This is a genomic window from Halomonas sp. AOP13-D3-9 (genome assembly GCF_052379125.1).
In the GTDB taxonomy this organism is placed as follows: domain Bacteria; phylum Pseudomonadota; class Gammaproteobacteria; order Pseudomonadales; family Halomonadaceae; genus Vreelandella.
In genome coordinates this window covers 121,499-139,025 of the sequence record NZ_JBQSYH010000006.1, presented here as the reverse complement: position 1 = coordinate 139,025, position 17,527 = coordinate 121,499, and the positions used below count along the sequence as shown (strand labels likewise).

Below are 17,527 nucleotides of genomic sequence, written 5' to 3'. Positions count from 1 at the left end.
ATAATTTAGCCGTGTTTTGGAAATACCACTGGCCAAAGATGCTAATAGTCCTTTTTCATTGAAGCATGGGCTTCAACTCGGGCCACACATTATCCAAAATAATCGGCTGTGCATCGGCGGTAGGGTGAATGCCGTCGCTCTGCATTAGCGCGTCGTTCAGGGCGATATCCTCAAGTAAAAAGGGCACTAATGATACGTCATACTCCTCTGCTAGCGAGTAAAAGACGCCGGTAAAAGCATCCCGGTACGCTTGGCCATAATTGGGCGGAATATCGATTCCCAACAGCAGTACCTGAGCACCAAAATCCTGGCTCTGCTCAATCATACTGGCTAGATTCGCCTGCATCTGATTGGGTGATAGGCCGCGTAGACCGTCGTTGCCGCCCAGTTCAATGAGAACAATATCCGGCTGCCGTTGTCCGATAATCTCAGAGAACCTTTGTAGACCCCCGGATGTGGTTTCACCGCTAATGCTGGCGTTAATAACGTGCGCATCGCCTTCTAAACGCTCTGCTAGCAGGCTCACCCAGCCCTCATCACGCTCTATGCCGTAAGCGGCGCTTAAACTATCGCCCATCACCAATAGGGTGGGGCCTGCGTCTGCATTAACAGGCTCTGCGTTGATAGACGGTGAGGCAACGGTGACTATCAGCAGTACCAGCCATCCGGTTACCATGCGGTTCAGTCCATGCCATGCCATAGGGATGCCACGCTTCATGTCTTACTCCTCAAATTCCAGCTCTTCAAATTCCAGCTCCTCAGATCAAACTGCGAATTCATCTATCGATAAAACAGTGTCAAGCGAGTCACCCCAAGGCGAACGCCAGTCTACTACCGACAACCAAGCGGTTAACGATGTTCCCCACGGCGCTGTTAGGCCACCCGTTCTGCACGCGGACAAGCTGTCTAAAAAAGTCACCAGCGGTGAACGCTCGCTCACCATCTTACACGACCTTTCACTGAGCGTAGCGGCAGGAGAGAGCGTCGCCATTCTAGGTAAAAGCGGTGCGGGCAAATCAACTCTACTGGGGCTGTTGGCGGGTCTGGATACACCAAGCGACGGCGAGCTAACGCTATTTGGCCACGCATTAAGCCGTTTGGATGAAGATGGGCGCGCCGCACTGCGGGCTGGGCGAGTGGGGTTTGTATTCCAAAACTTTCAACTGCTGCCCACCTTGAGTGCGCTTGAAAACGTGATGCTACCTCTTGAACTGTCGCCGCGTGCCGGGGAGACACAGACGGCTGCTCAGTGGTTAACGCGAGTAGGGCTTGGCGAGCGGGTAAATCACTTACCCAAACAGCTATCCGGTGGCGAGCAGCAGCGGGTAGCCGTTGCCCGTGCTTTTGTTACCGACCCTGAACTGGTATTCGCCGATGAGCCAACCGGCAACCTGGATCCTGACACCGGGGCGCAAGTTATTGATCTGCTCTTCCAGCTTAATAGAGAGGCGGGTACCACGCTTATTCTAGTCACTCACGACCACGCTCTGGCGCGGCGCTGTGATCGTTGCCTGCGGCTAGACCATGGCAAGTTAGAGGCCGTCCCTGAAAACACCGTACCCACAGCGGCTGCGATTGATGAGGGCACGCAATGAGTGATGTGAATTGGCGTTTGGCGATGCGCAGTCTTAAGCGAGATCTGCGCGCTGCTGATGTGCGTGCGCTGTTTATTGCCTTGGTATTAGCCGTGGCAGCCTCCACCATGATTGCGTTTTTTCTTGACCGTTTAGAGCGCGGCTTGGAGCGCCAGGCGGGGCAGATGCTGGGTGGCGACCTGGTGCTGGAGCAGCGTGATCCGTTTTCCGAGGAGCTGCGCGAACGCTTGGAGAGCGCGGGCTTTGTCCTTAGCGATCAGATAGATCTGGTGTCGATGATTAGTCGCGATGGCCGTTTTCAGCCCGCCAGCTTAAAAGCCGTGGATGAGATCTACCCACACTACGGTGTCTCCTACGTGGATTTTGGCGATGGCACTGAGCAAATAGCCTCTGGTCCGCCGCCTGGAGAGGCATGGGCTGACCCGCGACTGATGGAACTGGTCGAGATCGAATTGGGCGACCGGGTGCAAGTGGGGCAAACCGAATTGATCGTTAGTGGGGTTATTGAGCGTGAAGCGGATCAGTCCGCGGGGTTTGGTAATTTTAATCCGCGCCTGATGATGAACACGGCGGATGTTGAGGCCACTGGACTGGTTCAGGAAGGCTCGCGGGTTGAGTTTGAAATTTTAGCTGCAGGCGCTCCTGCAGCGCTGGATCAAGTGCAGGGGCTGCTTGCCGAGCTCCGCCGCGACGGAGTAGAGGTGAGCGATGTGCGCGTTGATCGCCCTCAACTCGGCAATGCGTTGCAGCGTGCGGAAAGCTACCTGGGATTAGCTGGTTTAGCGGCGGTGCTGCTAGCGGGCGTGGCCGTGGCAATGTCTACTCGACGCTATGTGGAGCGCCATCTGGATACCGCTGCGCTACTGCGCTGCTTTGGCGCCAGTCAGCGCCAATTAGTGACAATTTTTACCCTTCAATTACTCGGCTTAGCCCTTGTAGCGGCAGTGATTGGGGCGCTACTTGGGCTTCTGGGCCAAGCGGTACTGATTTGGCTGTTGGTGAGCTTTCTACCCATGACGCTCCCGCCGCCGGGGCTAATGCCCCTGGGGCTAGGAGTATTCACGGCCCTTGCTGTGTTAGTTGGCTTTGCCGGGCCAACGCTGCTGCGTATCAAGCAAGTCAGCGCTCTCAAAGTACTACGTCGTGAGCTTGATCCACTGCCACCTTCGGCGTGGCTGGTCGTGGGCGTAGCGAGTGTCGTGTTTGGCGGGCTGCTTTGGCTCTATTCGGGCAGTCTGCCACTGGCGATTGGGTTATTAATCGGTGGTGCGCTTTTGCTGGGTGTGCTGTGGATGATTAGCGCGCTGCTACTTAGCGGCCTATTACGCGTTGTGCAGCGATTCTCTGGGCGTAGTGAGTGGTCACAGGCGCTGAGGCTTGGTGGCCGCCAGTTAGCGCGCAGGCGTCAAGCGGGGCTGGGGCAATTGCTGGCTTTCTCCGTGACTTTCTTTGCCATGGCGATGATCGTGTTGGTGCGTGGCGATTTGCTAAGTACTTGGCAGGATCAGCTACCCGAAAATACGCCCAACTATTTTGCTATCAATATTCAGCCCTCCGAGCGTGACCCCTTTGAAGCCGCGGTCTCACCACGAGTGGAAACCCAAAGCACCCTCTACCCGATGGTGCGTGGCCGGGTGATTGCGATTAATGATCAGCCGCCGAGAGACGCTGTTCCGCCGGATGCGCGGGGCGACAACTCACTGCGCCGTGAACTCAACCTAACTTGGCAATCAGAGGTGCCAGAAGGCAATCAGGTGGTGGCTGGAGAGTGGTTTACGCCAGCGCAGTTGGGCAGTAACTCAGGCAGTGAGAGCAGCGAGGAAAGCCAAGGCTGGATGGGCGCTGTGGAGGCAACGCAGCAGGTGGCTCCGGTGCCTATTTCCATGGAAGATGGACTTGCCGAAAGACTTGGGTTAAGCATTGGTGACGAGATGACGTTCTCTGTGGGTAGCGACGAGATTACTACCCAAATTACCAGCCTGCGCAGCCTCAATTGGGATAGCTTCCAGCCTAACTTCTTCGTTATCTTCCCGCCGGGGGTGCTGGAACAGTTTGGCCATAGCTACATTACCGCTTTTCACCTGCCAGAGGCGGAGCAGGGGCTGATTCGCGAACTAATCACTAACTTCCCCGGCGTCTCATTGCTTAACGTGGACGCGATTTTAGGTCAGGTGCGGGATGTGCTCGCCCAGGTTACCCGGGCAGTGGAATTAGTGCTTGCCCTGGTGCTACTGGCAGGCATTAGCGTGTTGTACGCCGCGCTGACCGCAAGCCTCCCAGTACGTGCCCATGAAAGTGGCCTGCTGCGCGTATTTGGCGCAGGCAGCCGGATGATTTCACGGGTACAAGGGGCTGAATACGCGTTGTTGGGCTTTGCCAGCGGTTTGATGGGCGCAGTGCTTGCGGAGCTAACGTCAGCAGTGCTGTATCTTTACCTGCTGGATCTCACTCCGCGTTTTCACCTGGGGCTATGGATATTCCTCCCCATTGGCGGGGCGCTGCTGATCGGCATCATTGGTCATGCGCTTTCGCGGGGGTTACGTCGTCAGGCACCGGCAGCCAGCCTGGGCCTGCTCGGTGAGGCCTAGTGTGCAACCGTTTATTTGGCGAGCCAAAAACCGACGACGGCGGCGCTGATGACAGCAACAAAAAAGGCCCAATTACGGGCGCGTGTATCGCGATGTGGTTTCATAACAGTACCAACACTATGTTGAGGTAAAATATGCCTAGCATGGTAACGTTTGTCGCTGATGCCGTCATCTTGCAGGCTCAGTGACGCTACCGGTTATTTTAGGATTACTAGCTGTTTATCCAGGACTGTTTTTATGCCCCAATCTAGCCCCACAGCGTCGTACTCTGTTGCGCCGCAGCCGCTTTCGCTTGCTCAAGGTCGCTTAGCGGCACTGAGTTGGGGTAGTGCCGATGCCCCAACATGGCTGGCCTTACACGGCTGGCTGGATAATGCAGCCAGCTTCATCCGTTTAGCCCCGCTGTTGGTAGAAGCATTGGATATTCGTATTGTGGCGCTCGATTTTCGCGGACATGGCCATTCGGCGCACGTACCAGGAGGTGCCGACTATGCCCTTTGGGACTATTGCCACGATGTACTCGATGCCATGGAATCACTTGGTCTTAATCAAGCCAGCTTGTTAGCGCACTCAATGGGCGCGGCAGTGTCCTGTTTGCTCGCCGCTTCGCTGCCCGAGCGTGTCGAGCGGCTAACGCTGATTGACGGTCTTGGTGCGCTCAATACCCCTGTGGAAGAGGCCGCCAGCCAACTGCGTAAAGGGCTAATCGCCTACCGTCGACCGCTTTCCCGCGCCCCGCGCTATGCCGATATCGAGAGTGCCGTGGCCGCCCGCGTGGTGGGTGGCGTTACGCCGATAGATAGCATTACGGCAACGCCGCTAGTGGAGCGTAATACCCAGCCTACCGCCGATGGCCATGTACAAATGCGTACTGATAGCCGACTGTTAAAGCCGTCCCTGGTGCGTTTTACTCCCGAACAGGTTATTTCACTACTGAAGGACATTACTGCTCCGCTGCTACTGATAGAAGGTGAAGAGGGGATTTTAGGGGAGCGCAAGTGGGCCCAAGAGGCGCGCCAAGCGGTCAAAGGATTAACGCGTCACGTGCTCAACGGCGGCCATCACTTGCACTTGGAGCCTCAGGCAGTGGCACAAGTCGCCTCGGTTATCGGCGGACACTGGGGTAAGCCTGATGCCGTTTAGGGAAGGAGCGCAGCATGAATGAATTGGCTCATTTGGATAGTGGCAATAGTAGCAGTGGCAATAAAGTCGCCCTGGTACTGGGTAGCGGCGGCGCCCGCGGCTACGCGCATATCGGCGTGATCGAAGCGCTGGAGGCGCGTGGGTTCGAAATTATTGCCGTGTCAGGCTGTTCTATGGGGGCGCTGATTGGCGGTATTTACGCCGCCGGTAAGTTGCCGGAGTACCGTGACTGGGTGTGCCAGCTCGACTACCTGGATGTGCTCAAACTGGTCGATGTGACCTGGAGCCCCATGGGCGCGATGCGCGCCAGCAAAGTCATGAACAAGCTGGAAGCGCTGGTGGGCGATATTTTGATTGAAGATCTGGCGATTCCGGTGACGACAGTGGCGACTGACCTGGTGCGTCAACGGGAAGTGTGGTTTCAAAATGGCCCATTACTACAGGCGATTCGCGCGTCAATTGCCGTGCCGGGGGTGATCACCCCAGTGCATATGGGGGAGCAGGTGTTAGTGGATGGTGGGTTGCTCAATCCGCTGCCTATCATGCCCGTAGTGGCAGCCCATCAGGCGGACTTTGTGGTGGCCGTCAACGTTACCGCCCATAGCCCGCTGCCAGTGACCTTAGAAGAGTTGCTGCCTGAAGCGCAGGAAGATACGGATAGTCGTAGTGAAAAAGAGCGCGAGCGAGACCAAAACATGGGCAATTGGTTTGGCGATGTACGCATCGCTACGCGTAAGCTATGGGCCGGGCTGGGTGCTGGGGAGGAAGATGAAGACGAGCTGACAGAGACCACTGAAGCGCGCGGCAAGCGCGAATGGAGCAAGCTGGATATGATCCTGGAGTCGTTTGATATTACCCAGGCGGCGCTGGCCAAATACAAAGTCGCGGGCTACCCACCCGATGTATTAATCGAGATACCCAAAACCGTCTGCAGTACCTATGAATTTCACCGCGGTAGAGATTTGATCCGCCTAGGACGGCACTTGGCCGACGAAGCACTAGAGCGGCGCATGCCCAGCATTGCTTCTGACGCTACCGAGTAGAGGCCTACTGACCACGCTTGCGTAGCAATATATACACCGCCCCGGTACCACCGTCGATATCAATGGCCGAGCAGAACGCCAGCACCCCGGGCCACTCCCGTAGCCAGGTATTGGTATGGCTTTTGAGTACCGGAAAGTCCGAGGTGGTGCCCCACGCCTTGCCGTGCACCACCAGCACGCAGCGCAAACCTTGCCCCGCTGAATCAAGCAGAAAACTCTCCAGCTCCGTGCGCGCCTCCTCCAGTGTATAACCATGCAGATCGAGCCCAGCCTGCCACGCCGTTTGGCCGCGTTTTAGCTGACTAAAGGTGCGCCATGGCAAGTCGGGCACACTGAACTCCAGGTACTCAGAGGGCCGCACAGGCTCTACGCGGCCATCCGAGGTACGCCCGCTAGCCTGCGGTGTGCTGTTCTCAACCGCCGCAGTGCGTCGCGCCTCATGAGCCTTACTGTCGCGTTTAGGCTTGCCGGGATCGGCCTGATTGGTGGCGATAGGGCGTACCCCCGCCGCCTTCAAGGCGTCGCGGAAGGCACTGATATCGTCATCATTTGGCAGGTGGCGGCGTCGCGTCATGTGCAGGCTCGGGTGGTCGAAAAGATGGCAAAAGGGTGAATCAACTAAAGGAGCACAGTATAGCGGGCTGAGCGTAGCTGTGAACCGGGCAGCGTGAAAGGTACAATCTTTTATTTATTGTATGGTTCAGGCTTTGTGGCCTGCCACTATGAGTATCGTTAACCAGGAGCCGCTGTGACCACGCATCTAAACGTTGAGCATTCACACTCAACCCTTTCCCTGTCGGAGTCGTTGCTGGTAAGCCAGCTATTTACCCTGCGCGACTACCTACGTTGGGTCTCCAGCGAGTTCTATCTGGCGGGCCTACACTATGGTCATGGTACCGATTCTGCCTGGGATGAAGCCGTAGCGCTCTGCTTAGGCGCGCTACACCTGCCGTGGAATATTGACCCCAGTGTCCTTGAGGCGCGACTGCTACCCGTTGAACGCCAGCGGATTATTGCCCTGGCACGAGAGCGAGTAACTAGCCGTCGTCCGCTGCCTTATCTGCTCGGCGAGAGTTTCTTTGCCGGTCACCCGTTTAGCGTTGATGAGCGCGTGCTGATTCCGCGCTCGCCGATTGCCGAGCTGATTGAGGATGGCTTTGCCGCCTGGTTCCCCGAAGAGCCGCCCGCCAGCGTACTGGATCTATGCACCGGTTCCGGCTGTATCGGCATTGCCACGGCGCTCTATTTACCCACCTGCGAAGTAGTGCTTGCCGATATCAGCCAGGATGCCCTCGCCGTGGCACGGCAAAATATTACCCGCCACGACGTGGGTGACCGGGTGCGAGCGGTCGAGTCGGATGTGTTCAATGGCTTGGAGGGGCGGCGTTTTGATCTCATCGTCTCCAATCCGCCCTACGTGGATGCCCGCGACCTTGCCACCATGCCCGCCGAGTTTCGCCATGAACCCTCATTAGCGCTGGGCGCAGGTAGCGATGGCCTGGATATTGTGCGGCGTATACTGCGCGAAGCGCGGGAACACCTAACCGATGAAGGCTGGTTGATTGTAGAAGTCGGCAACTCTGATCGCCATGTGGAAGCCGCGTTTTCCGACGTACCTTTCCTGTGGCTTGAATTCGAGCGTGGCGGCCAGGGCGTGTTTGCCTTGAGCGCCGCTGAACTCGACGCCCATGCGGCGTCTTTCCAGTGAGGAACTAACCGCCATGTCTGGCAATACCTTTGGCAAACTATTTACCGTCACTACCTTCGGTGAGAGCCACGGCCCTGCGCTCGGCGCGATCATTGACGGCTGCCCGCCGGGGCTAGCGTTAAGCGAAGCCGATTTGCAGCATGATTTGGATCGCCGCAGGCCGGGCAGTTCGCGGCATACCACCCAGCGCAAAGAGCCTGATCAGGTGCGCATTCTATCCGGGGTGTTTGAAGGCAAGACCACCGGTACCTCGATTGGTCTGTTAATTGAGAATACCGACCAGCGCTCCAACGACTACTCAAAAATTAAGGAGCAGTTTCGGCCAGCGCATGCGGATTACACCTACCACCATAAATATGGCCACCGGGACTACCGCGGTGGCGGGCGATCCAGTGCTCGGGAAACCGCCATGCGAGTGGCGGCTGGGGCGATTGCCAAGAAATATTTGGCCGCCCAAGGGGTGCAGATTCGCGGCTATATGAGCCAGCTGGGCCCGATCAAGATTGAGTTCAAACAGTGGGAGTCGGTGGGCCAGAATGCCTTCTTCTGCCCCGATCCGGAGCGCATAGCCGAACTGGAAGCCTATATGGATCAACTGCGCCGTGACCAGGACTCGGTCGGCGCTGAGATCACCGTGATTGCCGAAGGGGTACCGGTGGGGCTGGGCGAACCAGTCTTCGACCGCCTGGATGCTGATCTGGCGCATGGTTTGATGAGTATCAATGCGGTAAAAGGTGTTGAGATAGGTGCAGGGTTTGGCTGTGTTGATCAGCGGGGTAGTGAGCACCGTGACGAGATGACGCCCGAAGGCTTTCTCTCCAATCATGCGGGTGGCGTGTTAGGCGGTATCTCCAGCGGCCAGCCTATTGTGGCTCGCTTGGCACTAAAGCCGACGTCCAGTATCACCACGCCGGGCCGGTCTATTGATATCCATGGCCAAGCGGTGGAGGTGATTACTAAAGGACGTCACGACCCCTGCGTGGGTATTCGCGCAACGCCTATTGCTGAGGCGATGATGGCCATCACACTGCTGGATCACTGGCTGCGTCAGCGCGGACAAAATGGAGAGGTGAACGTTGATACGCCGCGTTTAACTCAGCGCTAACGCAACACGGTGGAGTTTGCAGTTCGCTGCTACACTCAAACAAAACAATGTAGCCCCCTGAGGGCAAACAAGGCAGGAGCCGCCTATGAAGATTAACGTTGAGTTTGATCTTACCCCAGATGAATTTCGCCGCTCATTGGGTCTGCCGGATGTCGAAGCTTTCCAGAAAAACCTGCTGGAAAATATTCAACGGCAGATGGAGTCTGGTGTAGAAGGTTATGACCCCATGAGTCTGATGCGGCCTTTCCTCCAGCAGCCGATGATGCAGCAAGGGCTCTCCCAGGGGTTATCTGAAGGATTGTCTCAAGGACTAGCCAACTTTGGCACTTACCAGCAAATGATGCTGGATATGCTGCGCCAAGCAGGTACCCCTGGAGAAACGGCGGCGACAGATAAACAAGCGCGTCACTCTGCGTCGAATGAAGCGTCGCCGGACTCCTCGGATAAAGCGTCATCAAGCGAGAAGAGTGCTAAGGCCAAAGCCAGCGCCTCTTCCCGCTCTCGAGCAAAAAGTTAGTAGGTAAGAGCGCGAACGGAAGTATGTTGCAATGCAGCATGGTAAAAGCTACTCTTTTTGCAGCGCAGCAAGTTAAAGTAAAGCAGGACAATGTAAAGCAGGATAAAGCTACATCACGATGAGTCACTCCAAGGCTCATGCCAAGGAACGAAACAGGAGCAGACACTATGCAAGACAATATGATGGACGCCTTTAACGCCCAAACTAAGCAAATGTTTGAGCCGATGCGCAAAATTAATTCGCTGATGCTCAACAACATGGAAAAAATGACCCAGTATCAGCTGGAAGCCATGAAGCGCTACAGCCAGATGGGTACCGAGCGCATTCGTAGCGCCACTGAAATTCAAGACGCAGAAAGTCTGCGTGATTTTGGCACGAAGCAAGCTGAAATGATGAACGAGCTTTCCCAGCAGATGCAGGAAGACGCGCGTGTAATGAGCGAGATGAGCCTGCAGTTCAAGTCTGAAATGGAAAAGATGTTCAGCGAAGCCGGTCAGCAAATGTCTGAGCAAGCCAAGGCGGCTACTAAAGGCGAGCAACCTGCCAAAGCCTCCAGTCAGTCCTCGCGCAAGAGCTGATTAGCGAACTCATCGCGGCGCCTAAGGGCGCCGCGATGCATTTATAAGCTTAAATTTATATATGCTTACATAGCCAAAGCGGTTGGTGCGCCCGAAGATAGGCGTGGGGAGAATAAGTATGCAGTCAGCGTGGCACAATCCGTTCCAGGCAATATCGCAGGGGCTCTCTGAAAGCCTGTCTCAGGGATATAGCGAAGGGTTATCTAAAGGGTTTTCTCAAGGACTGCCTGAAGGGTTATCTCCAGAAGAGATTGAAGCCTGGAATAATCAGCTTAAAGAGATAGGTGAACAGTACCAAGGATTGATGCAGGATCTGCTTTCCCGTATCGCACCCAGTGAAGCCGCCGACTCCATTTACAGTGATATGCGCGAAAGCTTTGAAGCGGGTGCTCAGTCGCTGATGCAAAACCCCACCCTGCTGTGGGAGACCCAAACCCGATTACTCCAAGATCAGTGGTTATTGTGGCAACAGGCCATGCGTAGTATGGCTGGTGAGCAGGTCACGCCGCTGATTATGCCCGACAAGGGTGACCGTCGCTTTAAAGACGACGCCTGGACGCAAGATCCAAACTATATGTCCATTATGCAGCAGTATTTGCTGTTCTCGCAGATGGTGGAAGAACTGGTTGAAAGCTTAGGTGGCTTGGACGAAACCCATAAGCGTAATTTGGGCTTTTACGCCCGCCAGTTGGTCAATGCGATGGCACCGACTAACTTTATGACCACTAATCCTGAGGTCATGCGGCGCACCATTGAAACCCGTGGTCAAAACCTGGTGGATGGTTTAGCCCGCCTACGTGAAGATTTAGGTAACTCTGGTGAAGGCATCAATGTCCGCATGACAGACCGGGCCGCCTTTGGTGTGGGCGAAAACATCGCCGTAACGCCCGGTTCGGTGGTGTATGAAAACGAATTGATCCAGTTGATCCAGTACACGCCAACCACGGAAAAGACCTTTAAAACACCGCTGCTAATGGTGCCGCCGTGGATCAATAAGTACTACATTCTCGATTTGCGTGAAGATAACTCCATGGTGAAATGGCTCGTGGATCAAGGTCATACGGTATTTCTGATCTCCTGGCGTAATCCTGGCCCGGAGCAGAGAGATATCACCTGGGCCGACTATATGCAGATGGGACCAATTAGCGCCATGGAAGCCATCGAACAGGCCTGTGGCGAGAAGTCGGTGAACCTGCTCAGCTACTGCGTCGGCGGTACGTTAACCGCCTCAACGGTGGCGTACCTGACCAGCACCCGGCGCGGGCGCAAAGTAAAGTCGGTGACCTATATGGCCACGCTGCAGGATTTCCGTGACCCTGGCGACATCGGCGTATTTCTTAATGAGCGGGTGGTTGAGGGGATTGAGCAAACGCTAGAAGCCAAGGGCTACCTTGATGGACGCTCTATGGCTTACACCTTCAACCTGCTCCGTGAGAATGATCTGTTTTGGTCGTTCTATATTAATAATTACTTGAAGGGCGAGACGCCCGCTGCCTTTGATCTGCTCTATTGGAATACCGATGGTACTAATTTAGCGGCAGGCACCCATGCCTGGTATTTGCGTCATATGTATTTGGAGAATCGCCTGGTTGAGCCAGGAGGTATCGAGCTGGATGGGGTGAAAATTGATCTGCGTAAGGTATCGGCGCCCAGCTACTTTGTGTCTACCAAAGAAGACCATATTGCCAAGTGGAACAGTACTTACTACGGGGCCTTGCTTCCCAAGGGGCCGGTTACCTTTGTACTAGGCGGCTCGGGGCATATCGCGGGTATCGTTAACCCGCCCCATAAGAACAAGTATGGCTACTGGACGAACGACGCACTGCCGGAAAGTCATGAGGCGTGGCTGGAAAGCGCTAAGGCTCAGGAAGGTTCCTGGTGGCCCCATTGGCAGGCGTGGATGACCGACAATGGCTATGCCGATAGCGAAAAAATGCTGCCTGTACGTCAACCCGGTGACGGCGAGCTCAAGGTGATCGAGCCTGCGCCAGGGCGCTATGTGAAAACCACCATTCCGGAAGTGCTGGGAGAAATCCCGTCTAAGTCTTAATGGCGTGTCTTAATGGCGTCGTCGCTGATATCAAAACCCAAAAAAGCCCGCTGAAATCAGCGGGCTTCGTTTTATCATGGTTCAATTACGAATTAAGTAGTCGAAAGCACCCAACGATGCCTTGGCGCCTTCGCCCATGGCAATAATGATCTGCTTATAGGGCACGGTAGTCACATCGCCCGCGGCGAATACGCCGGGTACGGAGGTCATACCGTGGGCATCGACGATGATCTCACCGCGGGGCGTCATCTCAATCGGAGAGCCTTTTAACCACTCGGTGTTAGGCACCAGACCAATCTGAACAAAGATACCTTCCAGCGCGATGGATTTGCTCTCATCAGACGTGCGGTCTTTATAGTTCAAGCCATTAACACGGCTACCATCACCAGTGACTTCAGTGGTTTGTGCGTTGAGAATAATCTCGACGTTAGGCAGGCTCTTAAGCTTTTTCTGCAACACCGCGTCTGCGCGCATCTCACCCATAAACTCCACCAGCGTGACATGGCCGACAATACCCGCCAGATCAATCGCTGCTTCAACGCCGGAGTTACCGCCACCAATCACTGCTACCCGCTTACCTTTGAACAGTGGGCCGTCACAGTGGGGGCAATAGGCAACGCCTTTGTTGCGATACTGCTGTTCGCCAGGCACATTCATTTCGCGCCAGCGGGCGCCTGTCGCCAATACCAGGGTTTTGCTCTTAAGCGCCGCGCCGGACTCAAAAGTGACTTCGTGCAAACCACCTTCCGTCTCGGCAGCTTTAAAGGCGGTGGCAAGCTGCAGGTTCATGACATCGACTTCGTACTCTTTCACGTGCTCTTCAAGCGCGCTAACCAGTTTTGGGCCTTCGGTATACGAAACCGAGATAAAGTTCTCAATGCCCAGAGTATCTACCACCTGACCACCGAAGCGTTCAGCTGCAACGCCGGTATTAATGCCTTTACGGGCAGAATAAATAGCAGCGGAAGCGCCTGCTGGGCCACCACCAATGATGAGCGTATCAAAAGCAGCTTTCTCGTTTAGCTTTTTGGCATCGCGTTCGGCGGCACCGGTATCCACTTTGGCCAAAATCTGCTCAAGGGCCATACGGCCTTGATCGAACGGCTTACCGTTCAGGTAGATGCTCGGTACCGACATGATTTCCCGCGACTCGACTTCATCCTGGAACAGCGCGCCGTCGATAGCGACATGGCGCACCTTCGGGTTGAAAATAGCCATCAGGTTAAGCGCTTGAACCACGTCAGGGCAGTTTTGGCAGGAGAGCGAGTAGTAAGTCTCGAAAAGCATCTCGCCGTCGAGCTCTTTAATTTGCTTGAGTAGCTCATCAGAGGTTTTGGGTGGATGGCCGCCGACTTGCAGCAGCGCTAACACCAGCGATGTGAACTCGTGGCCCATGGGGATGCCAGCAAACACCACGCCCGTCTCTTCGCCGGGGCGGTTGATTGCAAACGATGGCTTGCGGTCGTCCTGGCCGTCGCTGTGTAGCGTAATCTTATCGCTCAGGCTGCTGATGTCCTCAAGCAGGCCGAGAAGTTCTTGTGACTTGGCACCGTCATCGAGGGAGGCAACAATCTCGAACGGCTGAGTCACTTTTTCCAGATAGGCTTTCAACTGGGATTTTAAATTGGCGTCCAGCATGACAGTAGCTTCCTCGCAAGTAACAGACGTATTAAATACACGCGTGTGACGGTGCTAATCATTAATAATTTAAAACTGTTTTAAAACAGAACGCCCGGGCGAAACCCGGGCGTTGAACCTGCACGCTCTTGCGCCACGCAAATAAGAGCAAGCGCGTGAAAGCCGTAGGCGGTTTAGATTTTGCCTACAAGATCCAGTGAAGGTGCCAGTGTTTCTTCACCTTCTTTCCATTTGGCCGGGCATACTTCGTTCGGGTTGGCACGAACGTATTGAGCGGCTTTCACTTTACGCAGCAGCTCTTCAGCATTACGACCGATGTTGCCAGCGTTGATTTCAACAATCTGGATTTTGCCATCGGGGTCGACGACAAAGGTGCCGCGCTCAGCAAGCCCCGCTTCTTCAATCAACACTTCGAAGTTGCGTGAAATGCGCAGCGTCGGATCAGCAATCATCGGGTACTGCAGTTTGCCGATAGTTTCAGAGCTGTCGTGCCAGGCTTTGTGCGTAAAGTGGGTATCGGTTGAAACACTGTAGATTTCAACGCCCAACTTCTTGAATTCAGCGTAGTGATCGGCCAAATCGCCAAGCTCAGTCGGGCAAACGAAAGTAAAGTCGGCCGGGTAGAAGAAGAAAATAGACCACTGGCCTTGTAGATCCGTTTCAGTCACATCGACAAATTCGCCATTCAGGTAAGCGGTAGCTTTAAACGGCTTTACTTCAGTGTTGATCAAGGACATTGAGATAGTCTCCTGGTGTCATGAGTGTAGGGTTTATAAAGTATGGCTAATACTAACGGCTAGCGACTAATGTCTAAAATTAAAAAAAGCCATCCAGCCAATAGCGTTGCTCTATTGGCGGATAAAAGAGCATTGGTATCAAAGAACATCGTTTTACCTGCTACTTAATGGGGTCGGTAGGGCAAAATACAAGAATTTTTCACATTGGCTTGCGGTAGCCGTCACTGCACCGCAAAATTCGCACGGTCAGCATTATGGCCTACGCTATTGTTAGCCCCTGATGGCAGGCTTTGGAGCGCATTGGGTAAGAAGCACTTGATAGGCAACAATTGTGATAGGCAACACTTGGCAAATTATTTGGCTGAATCGTTTACTAAAATAGTTAGGAAAACAGGAGCAGTGATAATGGGGAACATCCACAAACTTTCCGCGGCCGTTGCGGCTATCTCATTCGCCGCAGCGGCTAGCGCTGCCCACGCCGAAGAGGTGCGGGTGTTTAACTGGTCAGACTACATTGCCCCGGAAACGCTGGAAAAATTTACCGAGCGTACCGGCATTGAAGTGACCTATGACGTTTATGACAGCAATGAAATCTTGGATGCCGCACTGCTCGCCGGGCGCTCCGGCTACGATGTGGTAGTACCCTCTACTTACTACTTTACCCGCCAAGTGAAGGCCGGTGTTTTCCAGCCGCTTGACCATGAGCTACTGCCCAATTTAGACAATCTCAACCCCGAACTGATGGCCAACTTGGAAACTATCGACGCGGGTAGCGAATACTCGGTTCCTTATATGTGGGGCACCAATGGGATTGGCTATAACGTTGATCGCGTTAAAGAAATTTTGGGTGACGACGCGCCGGTAGATAGCTGGGCGCTGCTGTTTGATCCGGAAATAACCGCCGCGTTGAGCGAGGCGGGCTGTGGCTTGTCGATGCTGGATTCCGCTGATGAAATGCTCTCGCCAGCCATGGCGTACCTAGGGTTTGATCCCCTGAGTGAAAATCTGGATGATATTGAAGCCGCTGGCGAATTGATTGCCGAAGTGCGCGACGACATGACCTACTTCCACTCTTCGCGCTATGTGTCCGATCTGGCCAATGGTGATATATGCGTGGCCGCAGGCTATTCTGGCGATATTTTCCAGGCCGCCGAGCGTGCTGAAGAAGCGGGGCGCGAGTTCAGTATTGGTTACAGCATTCCGAAAGAAGGCGCAGCGCTCTGGTTCGATATGATGGCGGTACCCGCTGACGCGCCGAACACTGAAAACGCCCATGCCTTTATCAACTTTATTCTCGACCCGGAAATCGCCGCTGAAATTACTGAGTACGTGCGTTATGCCAACCCTAACGCGGCGGCCAATGAATATCTCTCCGATGAGATCCTCAATGACCCGGCTATTTACCCGGAAACCGAGGTCATGCAAAACCTATACGTCCAGGCCGAAAAGCCTCAAGATGTGCTACGTGCCCGCACGCGTATTTGGAACCGCGTGAAGTCGGGGCGTTAAAGCGACACTTATCCGACGGCGAGCCTGGGGTTGATACGCAGGCTCGCTGTTCGTCTTTTTTAATGCCCGGATTTCCGGGCCTTTTGATGGGAGTGGCGAATGGTCACTACGCCCCTGTCGAACGAGCCTTCATCTGCTTCACCCATCACGCCTTTAACGTCGCGGCCCCAGGGTAAAACCCCGCGGTTCGCTGAGGATGTGGTGCTGGAAGTTAAACGCTTAAGCAAGCGGTTTGATGATGCGCTGGCGGTGGATGATGTCAATTTGCAGGTTAAGCGCGGAGAAATCTTCGCGCTATTGGGTGGTTCTGGGTCAGGTAAGTCAACCCTGCTGCGGATGCTGGCGGGCTTTGAAACCCCAACAGAAGGCCGCATTCTACTAGACGGTGAAAATATCACCGCGATGCCCCCGCACAAGCGGCCTATCAATATGATGTTCCAGTCCTATGCGCTATTTCCGCATATGACAGTGGCGCAGAATATTGCCTTTGGCTTAAAGCAGGACAAACTGCCCAAAGCGGATATCGACGCTCGCGTCGAGCAAATGCTCAAACTGGTGCATATGCAGCGCTTTGCCAAGCGCAAGCCGCATCAGCTCTCGGGTGGCCAGCGCCAGCGAGTGGCACTGGCGCGTTCGCTGGCCAAACGGCCCAAGCTGCTACTGCTAGACGAACCGATGGGCGCGCTGGATAAAAAGCTGCGCACGGAAATGCAGCTAGAGGTGGTGGAAATCATCGAGCAGGTCGGCGTTACCTGCATTATGGTCACCCACGATCAGGAAGAGGCGATGACCATGGCCGACCGTGTGGCGATTATGGCCGATGGCTGGATCGAACAGATAGGCTCGCCCATCGATATTTATGAAAGCCCGGTGAGCCGCATGGTGGCGGAATTCGTCGGCACGGTGAATCTGTTCGAAGGCGAGATTATCGAAGACGCAGCCGACCACTGCCGCATTGTTGCCCCCGCGCTTGAGCGCCCCATCTATATTGATCATGGTATTACCACTCAGGCGTCGAATCGTCGGGTTTGGGTCGCACTTAGGCCTGAAAAAATCTGGCTTACCCGCGAGAAACCCACCACTGAATATAACTGGGCGGAAGGCAAGGTGGACGATATCGCCTACTTAGGTGGTTTCTCGCTCTATTACGTGCGCACACCGTCAGGCCAGATCATTAAGGTCAGTATGGCCAATACCGAGCGTCGCGGTGATCGCCCCACCTGGGAAGACAACGTCTATGTCTACTGGGAAGATCACAGCACGATTGTACTCAATCGCTGATGGCAGGGTTTCTCATGACTGGACTTCTTACCGCA

15 protein-coding genes are annotated in these 17,527 nt (G+C 54.8%); 11 read left to right on the top strand and 4 right to left on the bottom strand.

The annotated features are described in order from the left end of the window. Positions 1 to 55 precede the first annotated feature (55 nt). Positions 56 to 718 (bottom strand): arylesterase, encoded by a 663-nt coding sequence (locus ACT3UM_RS08540; RefSeq protein ID WP_498897876.1) that lies wholly within the window; start codon positions 716 to 718, stop codon positions 56 to 58. 169 nt (positions 719 to 887) lie between these two features. Here ACT3UM_RS08540 and ACT3UM_RS08535 point away from each other — a divergent pair, with 169 nt between their 5' ends. From ACT3UM_RS08535 to ACT3UM_RS08520, 4 genes are all read left to right on the top strand, one after another. Further along, the gene (locus tag ACT3UM_RS08535; protein WP_498898028.1) at positions 888 to 1,595 is read left to right on the top strand and encodes an ABC transporter ATP-binding protein; all 708 of its coding nucleotides are present in this window, start codon (positions 888 to 890) and stop codon (positions 1,593 to 1,595) included. Next, a complete protein-coding gene (locus ACT3UM_RS08530; RefSeq protein ID WP_498897875.1) occupies positions 1,592 to 4,183 on the top strand; it encodes an ABC transporter permease in 2,592 nt (863 codons plus the stop codon). Before ACT3UM_RS08535 ends, ACT3UM_RS08530 begins: the two co-directional genes overlap by 4 nt. Before the next feature lie 237 nt (positions 4,184 to 4,420). Then, positions 4,421 to 5,326 carry an alpha/beta fold hydrolase gene (locus ACT3UM_RS08525; RefSeq protein WP_498897873.1) on the top strand — a complete coding sequence of 302 codons (906 nt, stop codon included), beginning with the start codon at positions 4,421 to 4,423 and terminating at the stop codon, positions 5,324 to 5,326. A 14-nt stretch (positions 5,327 to 5,340) separates the two neighbouring features. Beyond that, the gene (locus ACT3UM_RS08520) at positions 5,341 to 6,369 is read left to right on the top strand and encodes a patatin-like phospholipase family protein (RefSeq protein ID WP_498897871.1); all 1,029 of its coding nucleotides are present in this window, start codon (positions 5,341 to 5,343) and stop codon (positions 6,367 to 6,369) included. A gap of 4 nt (positions 6,370 to 6,373) precedes the next feature. On the opposite strand, the gene ACT3UM_RS08515 is transcribed toward ACT3UM_RS08520, so the two are convergent. Further along, positions 6,374 to 6,943 (bottom strand): Smr/MutS family protein, encoded by a 570-nt coding sequence (locus tag ACT3UM_RS08515; protein ID WP_498897869.1) that lies wholly within the window; start codon positions 6,941 to 6,943, stop codon positions 6,374 to 6,376. Positions 6,944 to 7,117: 174 nt separating this feature from the next. On the opposite strand from ACT3UM_RS08515, the gene prmB reads away from it, so the two are divergent. The 5 genes from prmB (at position 7,118) to phaC (ending at position 12,327) form a co-directional block, all read left to right on the top strand. After that, complete coding sequence (gene prmB / locus ACT3UM_RS08510; RefSeq protein ID WP_498897867.1) at positions 7,118 to 8,077, top strand: 50S ribosomal protein L3 N(5)-glutamine methyltransferase; 960 nt, start codon at positions 7,118 to 7,120, stop codon at positions 8,075 to 8,077. 13 nt (positions 8,078 to 8,090) lie between these two features. Continuing rightward, positions 8,091 to 9,182, top strand: a complete 1,092-nt coding sequence (gene aroC / locus ACT3UM_RS08505) for a chorismate synthase (protein ID WP_498897865.1) — start codon at positions 8,091 to 8,093, stop codon at positions 9,180 to 9,182. Positions 9,183 to 9,267: 85 nt separating this feature from the next. Next, positions 9,268 to 9,699, top strand: a complete 432-nt coding sequence (locus ACT3UM_RS08500; RefSeq protein WP_498897863.1) for a hypothetical protein — start codon at positions 9,268 to 9,270, stop codon at positions 9,697 to 9,699. A 167-nt stretch (positions 9,700 to 9,866) separates the two neighbouring features. After that, positions 9,867 to 10,277, top strand: coding sequence for a phasin family protein (locus tag ACT3UM_RS08495; protein ID WP_035584005.1), 411 nt, complete (start codon positions 9,867 to 9,869; stop codon positions 10,275 to 10,277). 118 nt (positions 10,278 to 10,395) lie between these two features. Next, positions 10,396 to 12,327 (top strand): class I poly(R)-hydroxyalkanoic acid synthase, encoded by a 1,932-nt coding sequence (gene phaC / locus ACT3UM_RS08490; protein ID WP_498897860.1) that lies wholly within the window; start codon positions 10,396 to 10,398, stop codon positions 12,325 to 12,327. An 81-nt stretch (positions 12,328 to 12,408) separates the two neighbouring features. On the opposite strand, the gene ahpF is transcribed toward phaC, so the two are convergent. Further along, on the bottom strand, positions 12,409 to 13,965 hold the full coding sequence (gene ahpF / locus ACT3UM_RS08485; protein WP_498897858.1) for an alkyl hydroperoxide reductase subunit F: 1,557 nt from the start codon (positions 13,963 to 13,965) through the stop codon (positions 12,409 to 12,411). A 173-nt stretch (positions 13,966 to 14,138) separates the two neighbouring features. Continuing rightward, the gene (gene ahpC / locus ACT3UM_RS08480) at positions 14,139 to 14,702 is read right to left on the bottom strand and encodes an alkyl hydroperoxide reductase subunit C (protein ID WP_498897856.1); all 564 of its coding nucleotides are present in this window, start codon (positions 14,700 to 14,702) and stop codon (positions 14,139 to 14,141) included. A gap of 405 nt (positions 14,703 to 15,107) precedes the next feature. Here ahpC and ACT3UM_RS08475 point away from each other — a divergent pair, with 405 nt between their 5' ends. Then, a complete protein-coding gene (locus ACT3UM_RS08475) occupies positions 15,108 to 16,211 on the top strand; it encodes a polyamine ABC transporter substrate-binding protein (protein WP_498897854.1) in 1,104 nt (367 codons plus the stop codon). A 99-nt stretch (positions 16,212 to 16,310) separates the two neighbouring features. After that, positions 16,311 to 17,492 (top strand): polyamine ABC transporter ATP-binding protein, encoded by a 1,182-nt coding sequence (gene potA / locus ACT3UM_RS08470; protein WP_498897853.1) that lies wholly within the window; start codon positions 16,311 to 16,313, stop codon positions 17,490 to 17,492. The last annotated feature ends 35 nt before the right edge of the window (positions 17,493 to 17,527 follow it).

Bases quoted from the DNA above. Each gene is read 5' to 3' on its own strand.
- ahpF (WP_498897858.1), bottom strand. From the start codon at position 13,965: ATGCTGGACGCCAATTTAAAATCCCAGTTGAAAGCCTATCTGGAAAAA.
- ACT3UM_RS08520 (WP_498897871.1), top strand. From the start codon at position 5,341: ATGAATGAATTGGCTCATTTGGATAGTGGCAATAGTAGCAGTGGCAAT.
- ACT3UM_RS08540 (WP_498897876.1), bottom strand. From the start codon at position 718: ATGAAGCGTGGCATCCCTATGGCATGGCATGGACTGAACCGCATGGTA.
- aroC (WP_498897865.1), top strand. From the start codon at position 8,091: ATGTCTGGCAATACCTTTGGCAAACTATTTACCGTCACTACCTTCGGT.
- ACT3UM_RS08525 (WP_498897873.1), top strand. From the start codon at position 4,421: ATGCCCCAATCTAGCCCCACAGCGTCGTACTCTGTTGCGCCGCAGCCG.
- ACT3UM_RS08475 (WP_498897854.1), top strand. From the start codon at position 15,108: ATGGGGAACATCCACAAACTTTCCGCGGCCGTTGCGGCTATCTCATTC.
- ACT3UM_RS08515 (WP_498897869.1), bottom strand. From the start codon at position 6,943: ATGACGCGACGCCGCCACCTGCCAAATGATGACGATATCAGTGCCTTC.
- phaC (WP_498897860.1), top strand. From the start codon at position 10,396: ATGCAGTCAGCGTGGCACAATCCGTTCCAGGCAATATCGCAGGGGCTC.
- potA (WP_498897853.1), top strand. From the start codon at position 16,311: ATGGTCACTACGCCCCTGTCGAACGAGCCTTCATCTGCTTCACCCATC.
- ACT3UM_RS08495 (WP_035584005.1), top strand. From the start codon at position 9,867: ATGCAAGACAATATGATGGACGCCTTTAACGCCCAAACTAAGCAAATG.
- ACT3UM_RS08530 (WP_498897875.1), top strand. From the start codon at position 1,592: ATGAGTGATGTGAATTGGCGTTTGGCGATGCGCAGTCTTAAGCGAGAT.
- ahpC (WP_498897856.1), bottom strand. From the start codon at position 14,702: ATGTCCTTGATCAACACTGAAGTAAAGCCGTTTAAAGCTACCGCTTAC.
- ACT3UM_RS08500 (WP_498897863.1), top strand. From the start codon at position 9,268: ATGAAGATTAACGTTGAGTTTGATCTTACCCCAGATGAATTTCGCCGC.